The organism is Streptomyces albospinus (genome assembly GCF_014648695.1).
Taxonomy (GTDB): domain Bacteria; phylum Actinomycetota; class Actinomycetes; order Streptomycetales; family Streptomycetaceae; genus Streptomyces; species Streptomyces albospinus.
On record NZ_BMRP01000017.1, the window covers coordinates 41328 to 43326 of the forward strand.

General features: G+C 74.7%; 1 protein-coding gene. It reads left to right on the top strand.

The features are described 5' to 3' along the window. Positions 1-17: 17 nt before the first annotated feature. Positions 18-1999, top strand: a 1982-nt coding sequence (locus IEZ17_RS22770; RefSeq protein WP_373299905.1) for a penicillin acylase family protein, incomplete at its 3' end; no start/stop codon positions are given.

Consider the following 1999-nt stretch of genomic DNA (forward strand, 5'->3'; position numbering starts at 1 on the left):
GCGCGCTGTACGAGCGGCTGGGCTATGTCGCGTACGGCCGTGAGCCGGATGCCTGGGACGAGGAGGCGCCCGACGGGTCCCGGCACCCGTCGGCCGGCGGGCTCTCCGCCGTCATCCGCTATACCGAGTACGGCATTCCGCACATCGTCGCCAAGGACTACCCGGACCTCGGGTTCGGGGAGGGCTGGGCCCAGGCCGCCGACCAGGTGTGCACCCTGGCCGACGGCTTCGTGACCGTACGCGGCGAGCGCTCGCGCTACTTCGGTGCGGCGGCGGCCCCCGATCAGTCGCTGTCATCGGCGAGCGGCAATCTCTCCAGCGATCTCTACTTCGCGGGCGTCCGCGGCGCCGGGACGGTGGAGAAGCTGCTGCGCACCCCGGCACCGGCCGGACCGAGCGGACAGGTCAGGGAGCTGATGCGGGGCTGGGCCGCCGGCTACAACGCCTGGCTGCGGCAGCACCGGGTCCGCGATCCCGCGTGCGCGGGCCGCCCGTGGGTACGGCCGGTGAGCACCCTCGACGTGGCCCGGCGCAGTTACGCACTGGCCGTGCTCGGCGGCCAGGGCAAGGCGGTGGACGGCATCACCGCCGCCCGGCCGCCCGCCGCCTCCCCCGCCCCGCGCCCCGCACCCGCCACCGGTGGCACCGCCAACCCGCCCGACACCGGCGGACTTCGGGCCTTCTTCTCCCAGGACAGCTCCGACATGGGCTCCAACGCCGTGGCGTTCCGGGGCTCGACGACGGCGAACGGGCGCGGGCTGCTGCTCGGCAATCCCCACTACCCCTGGGCCGGCGGTCGGCGCTTCTGGGAGTCGCAGGTCACCATCCCCGGCGAACTCGACGCGTCCGGCGCCTCGCTGCTCGGCTCGGCGACCCTCTCCATCGGGCACAACGCCCGGGTCGCCTGGAGCCACACCGTCGCCACCGGGGTGCCGATGAATCTGCATCAGCTCACCCTGGACCCGTCCGACCCGACCGCCTATCTCGTGGACGGCGCCCCCGAAAGGATGACGCGGCGGACGGTCACCGTCCCGGTCAGGGGCGCAACGGCCGTCACCCGCACCCAGTGGTGGACCCGTTACGGGCCGGTGCTGACCTCGCTCGGGCCGCTCCGGCTCCCATGGACCGCCACCACGGCGTACGCGGTCAACGACCCCAACGCGGCCGATCTGCGGGCCCCGGACACCGCCCTCGGCTTCAGCAGGGCAACCGGGGTGGACGGCATCGCCCGGTCGCTGCGCCGCACCCAGGGGCTCCCCTGGACCAACACCGTCGCCGCCGACGCCGCCGGGCACACCCTCTACACCCAGTCGCAGGTCCTCCCGCGGATCACCGACGACCTCGCGCGGCGCTGCTCCACGGCGCTCGGGCGCGCCACCTACCCCGCCACCGGACTCGCCGTCCTGGACGGCTCACGGACCGGCTGCGCGCTCGGCCGCGATCCCGGCGCGGTGCAGCCGGGCATCTTCGGGCCGTCCGCGATGCCCACACTCAAGGACGCGCCCTACGTGGAGAATTCGAACGACAGCGCCTGGCTGACCAACGCCGACCACCCGCTGACCGGCTTTCCGCGGATCTTCGGCCCGACGGCGACCCCGCGCACCCTGCGCACCCGCGGCGCCATCGAGGACGTCTCGGCCATGGCGGCGCACGGCGGGCTGACCGTGGGCGACCTCCGGCGCCGGCAGTTCGCCGACCGGGCGCCGGCCGGCGCGCTGGCCGCTGCCGACACCGCACGGGCCTGCGCGGCACTGCCGAATGGCACGGCAACCAGCAGTACAGGAAAGGCCGTTGACGTCGCGGCGGCCTGCCGGGTGATCCGCGACTGGGACCGGACGATGCGGGCGGGCAGCAAGGGCGCACTGCTCTTCGACCGCTTCTGGCGGAAGCTGACCGCGGGCGTGCCGCCGCGGCAGCTGTGGCGGGTGCCGTTCTCCGCCGCGGACCCGGTGGCCACCCCGAACACCCTCGACACCTCGGCACCCGGCTTCGGCCGGGC